General features: G+C 71.7%; 12 protein-coding genes. 5 read left to right on the top strand and 7 right to left on the bottom strand.

What is annotated here, in order from left to right:
* Window positions 1-89: 89 nt before the first annotated feature.
* The 3 genes from AB0H21_RS18485 to hrcA all read right to left on the bottom strand — a co-directional run bounded on the left by AB0H21_RS18485 (window position 90) and on the right by hrcA (window position 3084).
* A complete protein-coding gene (locus AB0H21_RS18485; RefSeq protein WP_358517671.1) occupies window positions 90-836 on the bottom strand; it encodes a 16S rRNA (uracil(1498)-N(3))-methyltransferase in 747 nt (248 codons plus the stop codon).
* 97 nt (window positions 837-933) lie between these two features.
* The gene (gene dnaJ, locus AB0H21_RS18480) at window positions 934-2073 is read right to left on the bottom strand and encodes a molecular chaperone DnaJ (protein WP_358517670.1); all 1140 of its coding nucleotides are present in this window, start codon (window positions 2071-2073) and stop codon (window positions 934-936) included.
* Window positions 2074-3084: a heat-inducible transcriptional repressor HrcA gene (gene hrcA / locus AB0H21_RS18475; RefSeq protein ID WP_358517668.1), complete on the bottom strand. Its 1011-nt coding sequence runs from the start codon at window positions 3082-3084 to the stop codon at window positions 2074-2076. It abuts the gene before it with no gap.
* 184 nt (window positions 3085-3268) lie between these two features.
* On the opposite strand from hrcA, the gene AB0H21_RS18470 reads away from it, so the two are divergent.
* Genes AB0H21_RS18470 through AB0H21_RS18460 form a run of 3 tightly spaced genes read left to right on the top strand, consistent with a single transcriptional unit; the run spans window position 3269 to window position 5988 of the window.
* Complete coding sequence (locus AB0H21_RS18470) at window positions 3269-4198, top strand: hypothetical protein (protein WP_358517666.1); 930 nt, start codon at window positions 3269-3271, stop codon at window positions 4196-4198.
* A 21-nt stretch (window positions 4199-4219) separates the two neighbouring features.
* Entirely contained in the window at window positions 4220-5041 is an 822-nt protein-coding gene (locus AB0H21_RS18465) for a DUF3097 domain-containing protein (RefSeq protein WP_358517665.1), read from the top strand.
* The gene (locus AB0H21_RS18460; RefSeq protein ID WP_358517663.1) at window positions 5038-5988 is read left to right on the top strand and encodes a DUF4870 domain-containing protein; all 951 of its coding nucleotides are present in this window, start codon (window positions 5038-5040) and stop codon (window positions 5986-5988) included. Before AB0H21_RS18465 ends, AB0H21_RS18460 begins: the two co-directional genes overlap by 4 nt.
* Window positions 5989-6043: 55 nt before the next feature.
* On the opposite strand, the gene hemW is transcribed toward AB0H21_RS18460, so the two are convergent.
* A complete protein-coding gene (hemW, locus tag AB0H21_RS18455) occupies window positions 6044-7261 on the bottom strand; it encodes a radical SAM family heme chaperone HemW (RefSeq protein WP_358517661.1) in 1218 nt (405 codons plus the stop codon).
* 68 nt (window positions 7262-7329) lie between these two features.
* The gene (gene lepA / locus AB0H21_RS18450; protein WP_358517659.1) at window positions 7330-9159 is read right to left on the bottom strand and encodes a translation elongation factor 4; all 1830 of its coding nucleotides are present in this window, start codon (window positions 9157-9159) and stop codon (window positions 7330-7332) included.
* 371 nt (window positions 9160-9530) lie between these two features.
* Here lepA and rpsT point away from each other — a divergent pair, with 371 nt between their 5' ends.
* Both rpsT and AB0H21_RS18440 read left to right on the top strand, forming a co-directional pair.
* Window positions 9531-9803 (top strand): 30S ribosomal protein S20, encoded by a 273-nt coding sequence (gene rpsT / locus AB0H21_RS18445; RefSeq protein ID WP_358517657.1) that lies wholly within the window; start codon window positions 9531-9533, stop codon window positions 9801-9803.
* Window positions 9804-10126: 323 nt separating this feature from the next.
* Window positions 10127-11593, top strand: a complete 1467-nt coding sequence (locus AB0H21_RS18440; protein WP_358517656.1) for a hypothetical protein — start codon at window positions 10127-10129, stop codon at window positions 11591-11593.
* 39 nt (window positions 11594-11632) lie between these two features.
* Here the strand turns inward: AB0H21_RS18440 and AB0H21_RS18435 are convergent, their stop codons facing one another.
* Together AB0H21_RS18435 and AB0H21_RS18430 are read right to left on the bottom strand one after the other, a co-directional pair.
* Window positions 11633-15508, bottom strand: coding sequence for an amino acid adenylation domain-containing protein (locus tag AB0H21_RS18435; RefSeq protein WP_358517654.1), 3876 nt, complete (start codon window positions 15506-15508; stop codon window positions 11633-11635).
* Complete coding sequence (locus AB0H21_RS18430; protein ID WP_358517652.1) at window positions 15505-16974, bottom strand: serine hydroxymethyltransferase; 1470 nt, start codon at window positions 16972-16974, stop codon at window positions 15505-15507. Before AB0H21_RS18430 ends, AB0H21_RS18435 begins: the two co-directional genes overlap by 4 nt.
* Window positions 16975-17028: the final 54 nt, after the last annotated feature.

The following is a 17028-nucleotide window of genomic DNA, read 5'->3' as shown; positions in this document are numbered from 1 at the left end:
GGGGTTATCGCCGCTTTCCGGAGGCTTCTCTCGGTCTTCTGGGGCGTTCTGGGGCTCTTGCCGGGCCGGAACGTCCAGACGGGCGCGGCCTACCAGCGGCCGGTGCGGGACAGCAGGACCGCGGCGGCGGCCACTCCCGCCGTCGAGGTGCGCAGGACGGTCGGGCCAAGCAGCGCCGGGGTGGCGCCCGCGTCCCGGAACAGGCCGACCTCCTCGTCGGTGATACCGCCCTCGGGGCCGACGACCGTCACGATGTCCCCGGTCGCCGGCAGATCGAGGCCCGCCAGGGGCAGGGCGGCCTCCTCGTGCAGCACGGCCGCGGCCGCGGCCTCCTTGAGCAGCCGCGCGACGTCGGCGGTGGTGGCCTGCTCGGTGACCTCCGGCAGGTGGAAGCGCCTGGCCTGCTTGCCGGCCTCCCTGGCCGTGGACCTCCAGCGGGCCAGCGCCTTGCCCGCGCGCTCGCCCTTCCACTGCGTCACGCAGCGCGCGGCGGCCCAGGGCACGATCACGTCCACCCCGGCCTCGGTCATCATCTCGACCGCCAGCTCGCCACGGTCGCCCTTGGGCAGGCCCTGCACGACGACCAGGCGGGGCTCGGGCGGCGGGACGACACGCCGCGCCAGCACGTCCAGCCTCAGCGAATCTTTGCCGGTGACATCGCGCACGACGCACTCGGCCACCGCTCCCCTGCCGTCGGTGAGGTCGACGCGCTCCCCGGCGCGCAACCGGCGCACGGCCGCGGCGTGCCGCCCCTCGGGGCCGGCCAGCGTGATCTGCTCGACATCGCCCGAGAGGTCACCGGAGAGATCGTCGGAGAGGAAGACAGGGACGCTCACCCGCAAACCTTAGCCAGGCACCCCGGCCTTGGCGAACCGCTCGCGCGGCCTCCGCGCGCGGCGGAGGCCGCCCGTTGTCAGCGACTGTCAGCGACTGTCAGCGACCGTTGAACGCGTCCCTCAGCCGGGAGAAGAAGCCCTGCTGCCCCGGGGCGAACTTGCCCGGGGGACGTTCCTCGCCGCGCAGCTTGGACAGCTCGCGGAGCAGTTCCTCCTGCGCGGGGTCGAGGCGGGTGGGGGTCTCGACGTTCACATGGATCAGCAGGTCTCCCCTGCCGGTCTCGTTGAGATGCTGGACGCCCCGGCTGTACAGGGGGATGACCTGCCCGGACTGCGTGCCGGGCCGCACGTCGATCTCTTCGGCGCCGTCCAGCGTCTCGACCGTGAGGATGGTGCCGAGGGCCGCCGCCGTCATCGGGATCTCCACCGTGCAGTGCAGGTCGTCGCCGTGGCGCTCGAAGATCTCGTGGGGGCGCTCGACGATCTCCAAGAAAAGATCGCCCGGAGGGCCTCCGCCGGGGCCGACCTCGCCCTCGCCGGCGAGCTGGATGTGCGTGCCGTCCTCGACGCCGGCCGGGATGCGGACCTTGATCGTACGGCGGGTGCGCACGCGCCCGTCGCCGGAGCACTCCTGGCAGGGGTGCTGGATGATCGAGCCGAAGCCGCCGCACTGCGGGCACGGCCGGGCGGTCATGACCTGGCCGAGGAACGACCGCGTGACCTGCGAGACCTCGCCGCGGCCGTGGCACATGTCGCAGGTGTCCGGGTGGGTGCCCGGCGCGGCGCCCGAGCCCTGGCAGACGGTGCACAGCACGGCGGTGTCGACCACCAGCTCGCGCGTGGTGCCGAACGCGGACTCCGCGAGGTCGAGCTCAACGCGGATCGTCGCGTTGCGCCCGCGCCTGGCCCGGGACCGGGGGCCCCGCGAGCCGCCCGCGCCACCGAAGAACGCGTCCATGATGTCGCTGAACGGGAAGCCCGCGCCGAACCCGGCGGCCCCGGCCCCGGCGCCCGCGCCCGCGCCGATCGGATCGGCCCCGAGATCGAACATCTGGCGCTTGTTCGGGTCCGACAGGACCTCGTACGCCTGGTTGATCTCTTTGAACCGCTCCTGCGTCTCAGGGTCGGGGTTTATGTCCGGGTGCAGCTCGCGGGCGAGCCGGCGATAGGCCTTCTTGATCTCGTCCTGGCTGGCGTCACGGCGGACCCCGAGGATGCCGTAATAGTCGCGGGCCACCTAGGACCCCGCCAGGATCTGGCCGACATAGCGCGCCACCGCGCGCACCGCTCCCATTGTCACGGGGTAGTCCATTCGCGTCGGGCCCAGCACTCCGAGCCGAGCCAGTTCGTTGTCGCCCGAACCGTAACCGGCGGCGACGATCGAGGTGCCGTGAAGACCTGAGTACGGGTTCTCCGAGCCGATGCGCACCATCAGCGCGGAGTGGTCCCCCGCCTCGCCGAGCAGGCGCATGAGCACGACCTGCTCCTCCAGGGCCTCCAGCACCTCACGCAGGCCGACACTGAAGTCGCCCGCGAGGTTGGCGGCCCCGGCGAAGATGACCTTCTCGTCGTGGCGGTCGACCAGAGTCTCCAGCAACACCGACAGGATAGTGGCCGCCACCGGTCGGTCTTCCTCGGGAAGGCGATCAGGAAGATCGGCGATCGTCTCCGGCACGCGGCCGAGCCCGCACCCGTCCAGCGAGGCGTTGAGAAGCGCCCGCAGGTGCGCGACCTGGTCGTCGGCCACGATCTCGGGTAGCTCGACGACCCTCTGCTCCACCCGGCCGGTATTGGTGATCAGGACCAGCATGATGCGCCGCTCGGCGAGCGGCACCAGCTCGACGTGGCGGACCGTCGAGCGCGTGAGCGAGGGATATTGCACCACGGCGACCTGGCGCGTGAGCTGGGCCAGCAGGCGCACCGTGCGGGTCACGACGTCGTCCAGGTCGACGGCGCCCGCGAGGAACGTCTCGATCGCCCGCCGCTCGGCGGCCGACAGCGGTTTGATCTGGGACAGCCGGTCGACGAACAGCCGGTAGCCCTTGTCGGTCGGCACGCGGCCCGCGCTGGTGTGCGGCTGCGCGATGTACCCCTGCTCTTCGAGCACGGCCATGTCGTTGCGGACGGTGGCCGGGGAGACGCCCAGATTGTGGCGCTCGGCCAACGCCTTCGACCCGACCGGCTCGTTGGTGGACACGTAGTCCTCGACAACGGCGCGCAGGACCGCCAGCTTACGGTCATCGAGCAACGTGCTCACCTCCTGCCTCGCGAGTGTGCCCCCGCGAAGGGGGGTCTGCTGGCACTCTGTGTTCCTGAGTGCCAAGTGTACGGCTCATGTCGTCGGCGTGCGATAACTCGGAGGCACGACCTCACCCGGTCAGCGACAAGCCACTTGCTATCTGATGACAAGCGCCTTCGTCCACACTGGGATCATGAGCCAGAACGACCCCCGTCCGAGCGAGCCGAACCCCTGGATCCCGCGCCAGGGCACCCCAGAGCGACCGGGGCCACCCCCTGGCCCTCCGCCCGGCGGGTACGTCCCGCCACCGGGAAGCCCCCCTCCGGGCGCACCCGGGCACGGCGGACCCGGGTACGGCGGCCCGCCGCGGAACGGCCCCGGGTACGGACCTCCCCCCGGCGGACCCGCGTACGGCCCTCCGCCCGGTGGTCCCGGCCTCGGCGCGCCACCACCCGGTCCCGGGTACGGCCCCCACCCGGGCGGTCCCCGCCAGGGCACACCGCCGGGCGGTCCGGCGTACAGGCCCCCGGCCGCGGACATCCGCCCGCGCCGCCGCTGGATCCTGGCCGCCTGGCTGGTCGCGATCGCGAGCCTCGTCGCGGGCATCGTCATCGGCTTCGGCACGGTTACCAAGACCATCGACCAGGCCGCGCCGACGCACGTCTTCCCGAGCGGCGGCAAGGTCTCCGCCCCGCTCGACCCCGCCGACAAGCCCATCCTGTACGCATCCTCGTCCGGGCCGGCCAACGTGACCTGCCTCGCCCAGGACTCCGCCGGGAACCCGGTGAAGCTCACCAACGTGAGCCTCCACCAGACCGTCACCGTCAACGGGCGCACGTGGGAGGGCATGTTCGACATCGCCGTCCCGGCGGCGGGAACGTACGAGATCAGCTGCCGGTCGGAGGGCGGCCAGGTCGTCTTCGGCGTCGGCAAGACCCTCACCGCGGCCGTCGGCACGGTCGCCGGGGGCGCGGCGGCGGCCTTCCTCATCCCGACCGCGGGCTTCCTGCTCGCGTTCGTCGTCACGATCGTGGTGATCGTGCGGCGGCGAGGGGCGCGCAGGCGTCTCGCGGCGGCCTCCCCCGGCGGCGCGTGGTCGCAGGGGACGCCGTACGGCGCGTGAACTTTGCTAGCGTGCCCAGGTATGCGGGACTACGGACGCGACGTGCTCGCCGGAGACTGGCGCAGGCCCCTGCGCGGGAAGATCCCTCAGATCCCCGCCGACCCCGGGCTCGTGGTCGAGGACGCCGACGAGGGTTTCTGCGGCGCGGTGGTGGCCTGTGACAAGGAGGCCGTGACGCTGGAGGACCGCTTCGGGCGGCGCCGGGTGTTCCCGCTCGCCCCGGCCGCCTTCCTGCTGGAGGGCAAGACGGTCACGCTGGTGCGCCCGGCCCCCGCCGCCGCGAAGGGCCCAACGCGCAGCGCGTCCGGGTCGATCGCCGTGGCCGGGCTGAGGGCGCGGGTCGCCAAAGAGAGCCGCATCTACGTCGAGGGCGTCCACGACGCGGCCCTCGTCGAGAAGATCTGGGGCCACGACCTGCGCGTGGAAGGGGTCGTCGTCGAGTACCTGGAGGGCGTCGACGACCTGCCCGCGATCGTGGACGAGTTCGGGCCCGGCCCGGGCCGGCGGCTCGGCGTGCTGGTCGACCACCTGGTGGCCGGGTCCAAAGAGAGCCGCATCGCCGCACAGGTGACCTCGCCGAACGTGCTCGTCGTCGGGCACCCCTTCGTGGACGTCTGGCAGGCGGTGAAGCCGTCGGCCGTGGGCATCCCGGCCTGGCCGTCGGTGCCGCGCGGCGTCCCGTGGAAGGAGGGCGTGATCGACGCCCTCGGCTGGCGCGTGGAGCCGTCGGAGGCGTGGCGGCGCATCCTCGGCTCCGTTCACAGTTACACCGACCTCGAACCCGAGCTCCTCGGGCGCGTCGAGGAACTCATCGACTTCGTGACCACCGAGGAGCTCCCATGACCGAGTCTCCGTACGACCGTCCCTACGGCGCTCCCGGCGCTCCGGGATCTCCGGGGTCTCCCGGCGACCAGGGGCAGGGACTGCAGCAGTCCGGTCAATACGGCCAGTACGGGCAGCAGGGCCAGCACGGACAGCAGCAACAGTACGGGGCGTACGACCAGTACGGCCGCCCGCAGGACGCGGCCCCCGGCTCCGCGGGCCAGGACGGATACGGGCAGAGCTCATACGGTCAGGGCTCCTACGGGCAGGCCTCGTACGGGCAGCCGGACCACGGGCAATCGGGGTACGGGCAGCAGGGCCAGGGGCAACCCGGGTACGGGCAGCAGGGGTACAGGGACGCGGGTTACGGTCCGGGCCACGGGCAGCCCGGGCAGGGGCCGTCCGGATACGGGGACCCCGGATACGGACCGGCGTACGGCCATCAGCAGTACGCGCAGCCCGGCTACGGAAGCGGATACGGCCCCGGTTACGGGCACCCCGGCCAGGCGCCCGGATACGGGCAAGCCGACTACGGTCAAGCCGGCTACGGGCAGCCCGGCTACGGCGTCGGCCACAATCCCGGTTACGGCTACGCGCAGCCGGGCTACCCCGCCCCGGTGCACGTGCGCGGGCGCTTCGGCCCCCGTCCGGGATCCGACGACACCACCATGGCGATGCTCGCCCACCTGCTGGGCCTGTTCACCTCGTTCATCGGCCCGCTGGTGCTCTACTTGGTCAAGAAGGACGAGTCCCCGTACGTGCGCGACCAGGCCGCCGAGGCGCTGAACTTCCAGCTCACGCTGATCATCGCTTACGTCGTGTGCGCGGTGCTGGTCATCGTGATGATCGGGTTCCTGCTGATGCCGCTGCTGTGGATCGGCTCGCTCATCATGACGATCGTGGGCGCGGTCGCCGCCAACCGTGGGTCCAACTTCCGCTACGCCCTGAACATCCGTTTCGTCAGCTGACCCCCGGCCAGGCCCGTCCGGCCCGTGACCAGGTCAGGTCGCGGATCGGCGCTGGTCAGGTCAGGTCGCGGATCAGCGCGTCGGCCAGCAGGCGTCCCCTGAGGGTGAGCACGGCCCGGCCCGCCCGGAACGGGCCGGGGTCGAGCAGGCCGTCGGCCAGGGCGCGGGCCACGGCCGGGCGGGCCTCCGGGCTGATCTCGGCCAGCGGGAAGCCCGTGTCGAGTCGCAGCTCCAGCATCAGCCGCTCGACGTGCCGGTCCTCCGCGGTCAGCACCTCGCGCGCGTGGGCGGGCGAGGCGCCCTCGGCCAGGCGCGCGGCGTACGCGGCGGGATGCTTGACGTTCCACCAGCGGGTGCCGCCGACGTGGCCGTGCGCGCCGGGCCCGACGCCCCACCAGTCGCCGCCGGTCCAGTACAGCAGGTTGTGGCGGCAGCGGGCGTCCTCGGAGGCCGCCCAGTTCGAGACCTCGTACCAGGAGAACCCGGCATCGGCCAGCATGGCGTCGGCGATGAGGTAGCGGTCGGCGGCCACGTCGTCGTCCGGCATGGGAAGCTCGCCCCGGCGGATCCGCGCGGCCAGGCGGGTGCCGTCCTCGACGATGAGCGAGTAGGCCGACACGTGGTCGGGGCCCGCGTCGATCGCCGCCGCCAGCGAGGCACGCCAGTCGTCGTCGGTCTCCCCCGGCGTGCTGTAGATCAGGTCCAGGTTGACGTGGCCGAACCCGGCCGCGCGGGCCTCTCGTACGGCCTCGGCGGGGCGGCCGGGGGTGTGGCGGCGGTCCAGGACGGCCAGGACGTGCTCGCTGGCGCTTTGCATGCCGAAGCTGACGCGGGTGAAACCCCCGGCGCGCAGCCGTTCGAGGGAGGCCGGGTCGACGGACTCGGGGTTGGCCTCGGTGGTGACCTCGGCGCCCGGGGCCAGCCCGAACTCGGATTCCACGGCGCGCAGGACGCTCACCAGGTCGCCGGCCGCCAGCAGGGTGGGCGTGCCCCCGCCGAAGAAGACGGTCTGGACGGGCAGCTCGACGTCCCCGAGCACGCGGCGCGCCAGCCGTACCTCCTCGATCGCCGTACGCGCGTAGTCGGCACGCGAGGCGCCGGGGCCGAGCTCGGCGGCGGTGTAGGTGTTGAAGTCGCAGTACCCACACCGCGTGGCACAGAACGGCACATGCACGTAGAACCCGAACGCCCGCGCCCCGAGCCCCTCAAGAGCGCTCGCGGGCAGTTCCCCTGAAGCGGGAACGGGATCACCGTCAAGAACCACGGATGGCATATGTCCAGTTTCTAGTACCGATGATGGTCCTCACGCCCCGCGAACGGAGAGAGCGGCCGTAGGCACGGCTACTTCTTGGCGGGCTTGTCGGCGCTGGGATTCTCGGTGGACAGGGCGGCGACGAAGGCTTCCTGCGGAACCTCCACCCGTCCCACCATCTTCATGCGCTTCTTGCCTTCCTTCTGCTTCTCCAGCAGCTTGCGCTTACGGCTGATGTCACCGCCGTAGCACTTGGCGAGGACGTCCTTGCGCATGGCGCGGATGTTCTCGCGGGCGATGACCCGCGCGCCGATGGCCGCCTGGATCGGCACCTCGAACTGCTGCCGCGGGATCAGCTCCTTGAGCTTCTTGGCCATCTCGACGCCGTAGGCGTACGCCTTCTCGCGGTGGACGATCGCGCTGAACGCGTCCACGGCCTCGCCCTGGAGCAGGATGTCGACCTTGACCAGGTCGGCCTCCTGCTCGCCCGCGGGCTCGTAGTCCAGCGAGGCGTACCCGCGGGTGCGCGACTTGAGCTGGTCGAAGAAGTCGAAGATGATCTCAGCGAGGGGCAGGGTGTAGCGGATCTCGACCCGGTCCTCCGAGAGGTAGTCCATGCCGAGCAGCGAGCCGCGCCGGCCCTGGCACAGCTCCATGATCGCGCCGATGTGGTCGGACGGCGAGAGCAGCGTCGCCTTCACCACCGGCTCGTGGATCTCGGCGATCTTGCCGGCCGGGAACTCGGAGGGGTTGGTGACGATGAGCTCCTTGCCGTCCTCCATGACGACCCGGTAGATGACGTTGGGCGCGGTGGAGATGAGCGACAGGTTGAACTCGCGCTCCAGCCGCTCGCGGACGATCTCCATGTGCAGCAGGCCGAGGAAGCCACAGCGGAAGCCGAAGCCGAGCGCCGCCGAGGTCTCCGGCTCGTACACGAGGGCCGCGTCGTTGAGGCGCAGCTTGTCCAGGGCCTCGCGCAGCTCGGTGTAGTCGTCGCCGTCGATCGGATACAGGCCGGAGTACACCATCGGCTTGGGGTGCTCGTAGCCGCCGAGGGCCTCGTCGGCGGGGCGCACGACGGAGGTGACGGTGTCGCCGACGCGGGCCTGGCGGACGTCCTTCACGCCGGTGATCAGGTAACCCACCTCGCCGACGCCGAGCGAGGGGGACGGCACCGGCTCGGGCGAGATGACGCCGATCTCCAGCGTCTCGTGCGCGGCGCCGGTGGACATCATGATCGTGCGCTCGCGCTTGGAGAGCTGCCCGTCCACCACGCGGACGTAGGTGACCACGCCACGGTAGGTGTCGTAGACCGAGTCGAAGATCAGCGCCCGCGCGGGGGCGTCGGCGTTGCCCACGGGGGCCGGGATCTGCTGGACGACCTGGTCGAGCAGGGCGCCGACGCCCTCACCGGTCTTGCCTGACACGCGCAGCACGTCGGAGGGCTCGCAGCCGATCAGGTGGGCGAGCTCCTCGGCGTACTTGTCCGGCTGGGCGGCGGGCAGGTCGATCTTGTTGAGCACCGGGATGACGGTCAGGTCGGCGTTCATGGCGAGGTACAGGTTCGCCAGGGTCTGCGCCTCGATGCCCTGCGCCGCGTCCACCAGCAGGACGGCCCCCTCGCACGCCTCCAGCGACCGGGAGACCTCGTAGGTGAAGTCGACGTGGCCGGGCGTGTCGATCATGTTGAGGACGTGGCCGTCCCAGGGCAGCCGCACGGCCTGGGACTTGATGGTGATGCCGCGCTCACGCTCGATGTCCATGCGGTCGAGGTACTGCGCGCGCATCTGCCGGGCGTCGACCACACCGGTGAGCTGCAACATCCGATCGGCAAGCGTGGACTTGCCGTGGTCGATGTGCGCGATGATGCAGAAGTTGCGGATCAACGCGGGGTCGGTCTGGCCAGGCTGGGTGCGCACCGGTGTCCGTTTCGGCAGGGTTGACGATGATCAGGCGGCTGGCGGACCAGCCGATGTCCGTCGCGACACGCCCAGGTGGTTCACCCTGGGAGCGTCACCCCGGACAGCAGAGCAGCGCGGACGCACACCACGTGGGCGACCTCGCCCCGACGGCGTGCTCGTACGGACCGCGCTTCCTCCCCAGTTTACCGGCCATCAAGAGCGACAAGCTCGTCGCTGGGGTTAAGATAATGGCGCAGGCGTGTGCCGTGGTCCTTCAGGTCGTTGATTTGAGGGCGCACCCGGCATGTTGGTAGCCTGTTCCTCTGCGTGTGGCGCGCCCTCTCTGCCCGCGCGCCCACCATCCGACCGACATTCACCGAGGCTTCTTCGTGGCGAACATCAAGTCCCAGATCAAGCGCAACCGGCAGAACGAGAAGGCCCGGCTGCGCAACAAGGCCGTCAAGTCGACCCTGAAGACGGCGGTCCGTAAGTTCCGCGAGGCCGCCGACCAGGGCAACGTGGAAGAGGCCACCGCGCTCATGCGCGCCGCCTCGCGCCAGCTCGACAAGGCCGTCAGCAAGGGCGTCATCCACAAGAACCAGGCGGCCAACCGCAAGTCGGCCATCGCCAAGCGCGCCGCCGCTCTCGCTACCGCCAAGTAGTCCAACCGCACAAACGCCGCGCCCTCCGAGGACGCGGCGTTTTGCCATGCCCGGACTATCGCGCCTCCCCGCCGGTCCATGCCATGTTCGCCGTGCCAGGCTCGAGCGCCGGAGCCCCGGCACCATCGCATGCCCGGCGCGCATCCCGCCCTGCGGAAAGTACGGCGGTGGCGCGATGGACGACGCGAGGGGCGGCGACGTCCGGAGTCCCTTCCGGCAGTGCGGCCCGTGAACGCGGTGCGGCCCGTAAGCGCCACGCGGCGGATTCATCACGAATGTAGATGCGCGCGAACAAAGTGTGATCCCCGTTCATCTCCGCCGGTATGAGGAATTCGGCCCTCGCCTGGATCGGTCACCCTCTCACCGTCGTCACCGCGCTCGTCCTGCTGGCCAATGACCATCTGTTCAAGTCGCTCTGGCCGGGCCTGGTGACCGGCAAACTGAGCGACGTCGCGGGGCTGATCGTCGCCCCGCCCCTGCTCAACCTGCTCGTCCGCCTTCCCCGGACGGCCATCGTGGTCACCGGTGCGGCGTTCACGCTGGTCAAGACCACCGCGGTCGGCGCCGCGCTCGCCTCGCAGGCCTGGACCCTCGTCTGGGGCCCCTCACAGATCCTGGCCGACCCCACCGACCTCGTCGCGCTGCCCGCCCTGTACTTCGCCTGGTGGATCTTCACCCATCCCGGCCCGCACGCCGCGCGGCGGGCACGGGCCGTGGTCGTGATCCCTCTCGTCGTGCTGGCCGTGACGGCGACCGGTGCCGTGGAGTATTCGAAGCCGTACAGCGCTTACGCGGCCGACGTGCTCGACGGCACGATCATCGTGGCGACCGTGGGGGGAACGCAGCGCTCCCCTGTCACGGGCTTCGCCTCCAACGATGCCGGAAGAACCTGGTCGGCCTGGCAGGTCCCCGTGCCCCGCGTTCCGAGGACGTCGTCCTGTGTGCCCGGCCCACCGGACCGCTGTTACCGGATCGTGCCCGGCAGGCTCAAGGTCGAGGAGTCCCGCGACGGCCGCTGGGTGACGGCGTGGGAGATCTCTCCCGGCGACCAGGACCGGCTGGCGAGGGCTCACGTGGCCAAGCGTCCCGAGGAGACCGAGATCATCGAGTCGCTGGGGATCGCGACCGGCAAGCTCGGCGGCGGGCATGTCGTGGTGGTCGCCAACGGCGCGGACGGGATCGTCCTGCGGGACACCACGGGCGTCTGGCGCCGAATGGGCTGGGCGGAGGTGGGGTTCGCCCCCTCGGCGGCGATGCCCCTGACGGCGCCGGGGAGATTCGACCGGTCCGTCCCTGTGACGGCGCTGCTCGCGGCCCTCGCGGCGGGACTGATGACGCTCATCTGCGCTATGCGGATCGTCGGCTTCACGGTGAGTGCTATAGCGCTGTGGACAGGGATCCTGATGTGCTGCTGGGCGACGAACTGGCCGGTCAACTTCGATCCGCCCGCCGCACTCCTCGGGGTGATGGTGGCGGCCATCGGTGCGGTCGGCATGCTGCTGAGCAGTGTCGACAGGTCATCTCTACGACTGTGGGCGATCGGGACGGCCTGTACGTTCTTCTCCTATCACGCCATGATGGCGCCGTTCTACGCGTGGAGCGACGGACGGTTGCAGGACTTCTCGGTGGCGGTCCGCCTGTCGGTCGTCCTATGGATCGTGTCGGCCTCCGTGAGCGCCCTCGCGGTCATCAGACTGCCGAAGCGTGCCGGAAACGAGGACGCGCCGATCCCGGCCGGAAGCCCGGAAGGTGACGCGGGCCAGGGCACCGGCCCGCGTCATCTCGGGTGAGCCGTCCGGCGCTGGGGGACGCCGTGACGGCTCATGGGGTCACGATGTCTGGGCCTTTCCGCCGGCCTGCTCGGCCACCGCCCCGACGTGCCCGCCCGGGTCGGAGATCATCCGGCCCAGGACCGCGTGGAAGCCGGCGGCGATGTCCTCGGCCGTGGGCTGGTCGAGCAGGTGCCGCTGGTACTGGAGGATCACCCGGTCCGCCTCGACGACCAGGGTGACCGGGTAGCTGTTGCCGCCGACCGATTCGGGGCCGGTGAGCTCGATCCCGGCCGCTGCGGTCGCCTCGGTGTCGCGGTTCCACAGGTAGGACTGGAAGGCCACCAGGGTGTCGAACAGCGTCTCGACACGGGCGGCCTGGTAGATCTCGCTCAGGCTGTGGTGGTGATGGTCGAGGAGCGCCGTCTGCCGGTCCCGCAGCGCGGTCAGCAGCCCGGCGACCGTCCCGTCCGGGGCGAGGCGCACCCGTACCGGGATGGTGTTGATGAACAGCCCGACCATCGACTCCACGCCCGCCAGCGCGCCCGGCCTGCCGGAGACGACGGCACCGAACACGATGTCCTCGCGGCCGGTGAGCGCCGAGAGCAGGACGGCCCACGCCCCCTGCACCACGGTGTTGGCCGTGACGCCCAGCTCGGCGCAGCACCCGGCCAGGAGCTTGGACTCCTCCGGCGACAGCGCCAGGAAGACCTCCCCGATGCCCTCGCTCCCGCCGGGGGACGCCTCCGCCGGGACCAGGATCGTGGGCCCGTCCACGCCCGCGAGTTCGCCCGCCCAGACCCGGGCGCTCGCCTCGCGGTCCTGGCGTGACAGCCACGCGAGGAAGTCCCGGTACCCGCGTGCCGGTGGCAGCGCGGAGGCGTCGCCGGCGGCGGCGTAGAGGCGGAGCAGGTCACGTCCCACCACCTGCTCCGACCAGCCGTCGATGAGCACGTGGTGGATGGTGAGGACCAGCTCCGCGCGCCCGGGGTCGAACGTGACCAGGGTCATGCGCAGCAGCGGCGGGGTCTCCGGGTCGAAGCGCACGGTCTGGTCCTCGGCGAGGAACCGCCGGAACGCCTCGTCCCGCTCGCCCTCCCCCAGGTGGCCGAGGTCGATCTCTCGCCAGGGCAGTTCCACCCCGTCCACGATGATCTGCACGGTGTCGCCCATCTCGTCGGCGACGAAGGCCGCGCGTAGGTTGGGGTGCCGCTCCAGCAGGGCCTGCCCCGCCGCCCGCAACCTGGTCGCGTCGACCGGGCCGGAGAGGTGGTAGATCGACTGGAGCAGGTAGGCGTCGTGTCCGGTGTCGTTCAGCGTCGACTCGAACAGCATGCCGGTCTGCAGCGGGGTCAGCGGCCACACGTCCGAGATGTGCGGGTGGTCCTGGCTCCAGTACTCCATGTCGTCCTCGCTGACCGCGATGAGCGGCTGCGAGGTGTCCTCGACGGCGGTGGGCTCCGCGCCGGTCGCGGCGAGCGCGAGTTCGGCGACGGTCCGGGCCTGGAGGACCTGCCGGGCGCTGACCTCGACGCCGAGGGCCCGGGCGCGCGTCACCACCTGGATGGAGCGGATGCTGTCGCCGCCCATCGCGACGAAGTCGTCGTCGAGGCCGACCCGGTCCAGGCCGAGGACCTCCGCGTACACGCCGGCCAGGGTCTTCTCCTCGGGCGTGCGCGGCTCCCGGTACGCGGCGCCGGTAACCTCGGGCTCGGGTAGTCCCTTGCGGTCCAGCTTGCCGTTGGGCGTGAGCGGCAGGCGCTCCATCGTCACGAACGCCGTGGGGACCATGTAGTCCGGCAGGCGTTCCGCTCCGAGTTCGCGTAGTTCGTCCGCGCTCGGGGCCTCGTCCTCGGGCACGATGTAGGCGACCAGCCGTCCCTCGCGGGCGGCCACCGCGGTCTGCCGTACCCACGGGTGGGAGCGCAGGACGGCCTCGATCTCGCCGAGCTCCACGCGCAGCCCGTTGATCTTGACCTGGAAGTCCACCCGGCCGAGCAACTCGATGAGCCCGTCCGCGCCGAACCTCGCCAGGTCGCCGGTGCGGTAGAGACGCTCGCCGGTCACCTCGCCGTACGACCATTCGGTGAACCGCTCGGCGGTGCGCTCCGGCTGGTCCAGGTACCCGCGGGCGAGGCCGATCCCGGCCAGGTACAGCTCTCCGGGCACGCCCGGCGGCACCGGCTGCAAGGCATCGTCGAGGATGTAGGTGCGCTGGTTGGCCATCGGCCGCCCGTACGGGATGCTCGTCCAGTCCGGGTCGGCCGCCTCCACCTCGTAGATCGTCGAGTGGATGGACGCCTCGGTGGCCCCGCCCATCACGATGAAGCGCAGCGCCGGCGCAAAGGCGCGCACCCGGTCGAACAGCGGCACGGGCACCCAGTCGCCGCCGAGCAGCGCCAGGCGCAGGGACGGCAGCGGCGGTGCGCCCGTCTGCTCCATCTGGTCGGCCAGCAGGCCCAGCAGGGCGGGGGCGGAGTTCCAGACCGTGACGTTCTCGGAGGCGAGCAGTTCGGCCCAGTGCGCGGGGTCCTTGGTCCGTGCCGGGTCCGGGATCACGATCGTGCCGCCGGCGGTGGTGAGGCCGAGGAACTCGTACACGGACATGTCGAAGCTCGGCGAGGACAGGGCCAGCACCGAGTCCCCGGGGCCTACCTCGAAGCGGGTGTTGAGGTCGGCGATGTTGTTCATCACGCCGCGATGGCGCAGCGCGATCGGCTTGGGCTCGCCGGTGGATCCGGACGTGTGGATGATGTAGCAGAGGTTCTCCGGCCCGACGGCGGGCTCCGGGTCGTGCTCGGGCAGCGCGGCCAGCAGCTCGGCGTCCCGGTCGAGCAGCACCAGCGGCGCGCCCTCGCCTGCGCCGGGGAGGTTCGCGGTCAGGGCCTCGCGGCTGATCATCAGGGCGCACGACGTCCCGGAGACCATGGTGGCGATGCGCAGCGCCGGGTAGTCGGGGTCGATCGGCACGTACGCGCCGCCCGCCTTCAGGATGCCGAGCACCGCGACCAGCAGGCCGGGCGAGCGGTCCAGGCACAGGCCGACCCGCATGTCCGGGCCGACGCCGAGCGCGCGCAGGTGGTGCGCCAGGCGGTTGGCGGCGGCGTTGACCCGCGCGTACGTCCACCGCTCCGCGCCGTTCACGACCGCGACGGCGTCCGGAGCCTCCGCCGCCCGGGCCTCGAACGCCTCGTGCAGGCAGACGTCGTACGGCAGGTCGGTCCGCGTGGCGTTCCACTCCACGAGCGTGCGCCGCAGCTCGGCGTCGGTCAGCAGCCGCAGCCGCGCGACGGGGCGGTCCGGGGACGCGGTGGCGTCCTGGACGAGCGTCCGGTAGTGGCCGAGCAGCCGCGCGGCCGTGGCCTGGTTGAAGAGGGCGGTGTCGTAGTGCAGCTCCAGGGCGGCGGCGCCGTCCGCGCCGGGGCGTACGACGAGCTGCAGTTCGTACGGGGACTCGCCGGCGGACTCGTGGGCGGACGGCTCCGCGGCGAGCGCGAAACGGACGGCCACGGGACCGGGGGCACCCGCGAGGTCCGGCACGGCCTCGACGTCCGGGGCGGCCTCGGGGGCGGGGACGGTCTCGCCGCTGTCCGCCAGGTCCCTGAGCGTGGACTCCCCGGAGACCCGGAACCGCAGGCGCTCGGCGCCACGCACCCGATCGGCGCCGGCGCGGTCCAGGCTCACCCGGTTCTGGCCCGTGTAGCGGTACAGGAGGGCCGCGAACCCGGCGACCAGCACGTCCCCGAGGACGGCCCCACCGGAGGGCGTCCGTACGCCGAGGTCGGCGTGCTCCACGGCCGTGCGCCGCGCCCACGCCCCCGGGCGGCGCGGCCGGTCCGCCGGCACCAGCACTGGGGGCCAGTCCGAGGAGGTCGTATCCGGCGGGAAGTCCCGTTGGAGGGCCTGCTGAAGATCCTGCTGGAGGTCGATGCTCATTGGACGGCTCCTGGGGTGTAGACGTCGGCGCGGCCATCGAAGGGCAGCGGGTACCGGACGCACAGCCTCCTGACCTCCGCGCCCACCTCGGCGGCCCGCGCGGGGTCGATGCGGTACGCGCTGTCGGACAGGGCGATGGTCGCCGTCAGCACGGCGTGCAGCAGGCGGGCGCATTCGCGCATCTCGTCCGGGCCCATGCCGCGTTGGGCGAGGATGTTGGTGCCGAGCCGCAGGCCGCTCGTGACCAGCGGCGGCTTGACGTCGCCGGGGATGCGGTTGCGGTTGGCGAGGATGCCGCACTCCTCCAGGGCACGCTCGGCGATCACCCCGGTCAGCCCGCGCTCCGCGACGTCGATCACGACCATGTGGTTGTCGGTGCCGCCGGTCAGGACCCGGTAGCCGAGCCTGGACAGCTCGGCGGCGAGCGCCTGGGCGTCCTGGACGATCAGCCGCGCCGTCCGCCGGAACTCGGGGCCGGAGGCGAGGGCGAAGGCCCGGGCCATGGCGGCGATCGTCGCCGGGCTGGGCGTGCCCTGCGACTGCGGGAAGACCGCCCGCTGCAGGAGCCGGGCCAGCGGCGTGCGGCCGTCGGGTCCCGGGGAGTCGGCGTCCCGGCCGCTGAGGATCAGGCCGCCACGCGGGCCCGCGAGCTGCTTGTACGTGCTCGTCGTCGTGACGTGGGCGACGTCGATCGGGCTCGGGTGCTCCCCCGTGACCACCAGCCCCGCGATGTGCGAGATGTCCGCGAGCAGGTACGCCCCGACGGAGTCGGCGATCTCGCGGAACCGCGCGTAGTCCAGCGTGCGCGGGTAGGCGCTGGCCCCTGCGATCAGAACGGTCGGCCGGTGCCGGCGGGCCAGCTCCGCGACCTGGTCGTAGTCGACGCGCCCGGAGTCGTCCAGGCCGTAGTGGACGGCGTTGTAGTGGCGACCGGTCACCGAGGCGCGGGAGCCGTGGGTGAGGTGGCCGCCGGAGTCGAGGTCGAGGGCGAGCAGCGTGCCGCCCGGCGGGAGCAGCGCGGCGAGGACGGCGAGGTTGGCCGACGAGCAGGAGTGCGGCTGCACGTTGGCGTACCGCGCGCCGAACAGCTCCTTGGCCCGCTCGATCGCCAGCGTCTCGACCTGGTCGAACTGGGAGGAACCAGGGTGGTAACGCGCGCCCGGATATCCCTCGACGGTCAGGTTCGACAGCACCGCCCCTCCGGCGGCCAGAACCGACAGGTCCGCGACGCTCGCCGAGGCGATCATGGCGAGGGTGGTCGCCTGCTGGCCCACCTCTGCGTCCAGCAGCACGGCGAGCGCGGGGTCTTCGTGGCGCAAGGAGTCCATGCCGATCCGCAGCAGTTCCGCCTGCTCGCTCACCGACCCGGGTAACACGTCCGGCGCGTCCCCCCCGTCCACCGCGGCGGCGGAAACGGCACGCGTACGCGCCGTTTCCACGGCGGCGGTGTTCAACTGACCGGCCATCTCCTGCACCTCATCATTTCTCGCACTGACAATTAATCGTTTCTTGCATTGGCA

It is taken from the genome of Sphaerisporangium sp. NPDC051011 (assembly GCF_040653595.1).
Taxonomy (GTDB): Bacteria; Actinomycetota; Actinomycetes; order Streptosporangiales; family Streptosporangiaceae; genus Sphaerisporangium.
This window is presented reverse-complemented; position numbering and strand designations above follow the sequence as displayed.

Bases quoted from the DNA above. Each gene is read 5' to 3' on its own strand.
- AB0H21_RS18470 (WP_358517666.1), top strand. From the start codon at position 3,269: ATGAGCCAGAACGACCCCCGTCCGAGCGAGCCGAACCCCTGGATCCCG.
- AB0H21_RS18465 (WP_358517665.1), top strand. From the start codon at position 4,220: ATGCGGGACTACGGACGCGACGTGCTCGCCGGAGACTGGCGCAGGCCC.
- AB0H21_RS18460 (WP_358517663.1), top strand. From the start codon at position 5,038: ATGACCGAGTCTCCGTACGACCGTCCCTACGGCGCTCCCGGCGCTCCG.
- hemW (WP_358517661.1), bottom strand. From the start codon at position 7,261: ATGCCATCCGTGGTTCTTGACGGTGATCCCGTTCCCGCTTCAGGGGAA.
- AB0H21_RS18440 (WP_358517656.1), top strand. From the start codon at position 10,127: ATGAGGAATTCGGCCCTCGCCTGGATCGGTCACCCTCTCACCGTCGTC.
- AB0H21_RS18435 (WP_358517654.1), bottom strand. From the start codon at position 15,508: ATGAGCATCGACCTCCAGCAGGATCTTCAGCAGGCCCTCCAACGGGAC.
- AB0H21_RS18430 (WP_358517652.1), bottom strand. From the start codon at position 16,974: ATGGCCGGTCAGTTGAACACCGCCGCCGTGGAAACGGCGCGTACGCGT.